General features: G+C 65.8%; 2 protein-coding genes and 1 pseudogene. All 3 read left to right on the forward strand.

Annotated features, from left to right (window positions below; translation table 11 throughout):
- Nucleotides 1-208 (forward strand): annotated as a pseudogene (locus B3D39_RS13435) (ArsR family transcriptional regulator); the annotation flags it as partial.
- Between the two features lie 10 nt (nt 209-218).
- Nucleotides 219-1,217, forward strand: a complete 999-nt coding sequence (locus B3D39_RS13440) for an ArsJ-associated glyceraldehyde-3-phosphate dehydrogenase (RefSeq protein WP_286789789.1) — start codon at nt 219-221, stop codon at nt 1,215-1,217.
- Nucleotides 1,214-2,491: an organoarsenical effux MFS transporter ArsJ gene (gene arsJ, locus B3D39_RS13445; RefSeq protein ID WP_286789790.1), complete on the forward strand. Its 1,278-nt coding sequence runs from the start codon at nt 1,214-1,216 to the stop codon at nt 2,489-2,491. Before B3D39_RS13440 ends, arsJ begins: the two co-directional genes overlap by 4 nt.
- The last annotated feature ends 85 nt before the right edge of the window (nt 2,492-2,576 follow it).

Consider the following 2,576-nt stretch of genomic DNA (forward strand, 5'->3'; position numbering starts at 1 on the left):
CCCGGCCTGGGAAGGTCAGCCCATCACCGGCCATTGGGGGGTGCCCGATCCGGTCAAGGCGACAGGTACGGACGCGCAGAAATCGCTGGCCTTCCAGCAGGCCTATGGCGCGCTTCACCGCCGGATCGAGGCCTTCGCCGCCCTGCCTCTGACAACGCTCGACCGCATCGCGCTGCAATCCGCCGTCGATGACATCGGCCGCAACTAAAGGACTGACCATGACCACCTACGCCCTCAATGGCCTCGGCCGCATCGGGAAACTCGCCTTGAAGCCGCTTCTGGCACGCGGTGCGAAGATCGCATGGATCAACGACGCGGTGGGCGATGCGGCGATGCAGGCGCATCTGCTGGAATTCGACTCCGTGCATGGCCGCTGGGACGCGGAGTTCTCGAGCGACGAGAGCAGCGTCACCATCGACGGCACCCGCCTGCCCTTCATCGGCACGCGCAACATCGAAGACCTGCCGCTCGACGGGGTCGACGTGGTGATCGACTGCACTGGCGTCTTCAAATCCGAAGCCGCGCTCGCCCCCTATTTCGCCGCTGGCGTGAAGAAGGTCGTTGTCTCGGCCCCGGTGAAAGACGGCCCGACCGCGAATATCGTCTATGGCGTGAACAATGACGCCTACGATCCGGCTGCGCATAGCATCGTGACAGCGGCGAGCTGCACCACGAACTGCCTCGCCCCGGTGGTAAAGGTCATCCACGAAAATCTGCGGATCAAACACGGCGCGATCACCACGATCCATGACGTGACCAACACCCAGACCATCGTGGACCGCCCCGCAAAAGACCTGCGCCGGGCGCGTTCGGCGCTCAATTCGCTGATCCCGACCACGACCGGCTCGGCCACCGCGATCACGCTGATCTATCCCGAACTGAAGGGGCGGCTGAACGGCCATGCCGTGCGCGTGCCGCTGCTCAACGCATCGCTCACCGATTGCGTCTTCGAGGTGGAGCGCGAAACGACCGCCGAAGAGGTCAACGCGCTGTTCAAGGCCGCCGCGGAGGGCGATCTGACCGGTATTCTCGGCTACGAGACGCGCCCGCTCGTGTCCTCGGATTACACTAACGACATCCGCTCTTCGATCATCGACGCACCCTCGACGATGGTGGTGAACGGCACGCAGGTGAAGGTCTATGCGTGGTATGATAACGAGATGGGCTACGCCTATCGGCTGGCCGATGTCGCGCTGATGGTGGGGGCGTCCCTGTGACCGACAACCCCGCCAGCCGCCCCGAAGGCTTCTCCGCCTATATCGCGGTGACGGCGGCCTATTGGGCCTTCATGCTCACCGACGGCGCGCTCCGGATGCTGGTGCTGCTGCATTTCCACACGCTGGGCTTCTCGCCGGTGCAGCTGGCCTACCTGTTCATCCTGTATGAAGTGGCGGGGATGGTGACGAACCTCTCGGCGGGCTGGATCGCGGCGCGGTTCGGGCTGGTCTCGACGCTTTATGCGGGGCTGTCGCTGCAGGTCGTGGCGCTGATCGCGCTGGCGCAGCTTGATCCCGGTTGGACCATCGGCGCCTCCGTCGCCTATGTGATGGTGGTGCAGGGCCTCAGCGGGGTCGCGAAGGACCTTGCGAAAATGTCTTCGAAATCGGCGGTGAAGCTGCTGGCGCCGACCGGCAATGGCGGGCTTTTCAAATGGGTCGCGGTGCTGACCGGGTCGAAAAACGCGGTGAAGGGCGTGGGCTTCCTGCTGGGGGCTGCGCTGCTGGCCGCGCTCGGCTTCGATTACGCGGTGGTCGCGATGGCGGTAGTGCTGGCACTGATCCTCGCCGCGATCGTGGTCGCGATGCCGCCGGGCCTGCCGCGCGGGCGCAAGGGCGCGAAATTCTCCGAAGTCTTCTCGAAATCGGCCAATGTGAACTGGCTGTCGGCGGCGCGGGTCTTCCTGTTCGGCGCGCGCGACGTCTGGTTCGTCGTCGGTATCCCGATCTATTTCTACGCGGTCCTGTCGGACGGCACACACGCGGGCGACCGCGCGGCCTTCTTCCTCGTCGGCACCTTCATGGCGCTCTGGATCATCCTCTACGGCGCGGTGCAGGCCGCCGCCCCGCGCATCCTGAAGGTCCAATCCCGCCCCGAGAGCGACCTGATCGGCGCCGCGCAGCACTGGGCGCTGGCGCTGCTCGCGGTGCCTGCCCTTCTCAGCGCCGCCGTGCTGATCGACCCGACGCCGTCGCTGTGGCTCAGCACCGTGCTGGTCGTGGGTCTGCTGGCCTTCGGCGCGATCTTCGCGGTGAATTCGTCGCTCCACTCCTATCTCATCCTCGCCTTCACGCAGGCCGAGCGGGTGACGATGGATGTGGGCTTTTACTACATGGCCAATGCGGGCGGGCGGCTGATCGGCACGCTGCTGTCGGGGCTGAGCTACCAGATGGGCGGGCTGCCGGCCGTGATGATCACCGCGACGGTGATGGTGGGTTTGAGCGCACTGGCGGCGGGGCGGCTTGCGCCCGATGCGACCCTCACGAGCCCGTGAGCAGAGATGGACATTCCCGGCTCTGCGCGCTTTGGTAGCGCGCGGAGGAGAGCGGCCCCCGCGCCGCTTGCAAAATGGGAGGAAA

Source organism: Thioclava sp. UBA3469, assembly GCF_002378135.1.
GTDB lineage: Bacteria > Pseudomonadota > Alphaproteobacteria > Rhodobacterales > Rhodobacteraceae > Thioclava > Thioclava sediminum.

What these genes read in the sequence shown, in the direction of transcription:
- B3D39_RS13440 (WP_286789789.1), top strand. Translation starts at nt 219, where the DNA reads ATGACCACCTACGCCCTCAATGGCCTCGGCCGCATCGGGAAACTCGCC.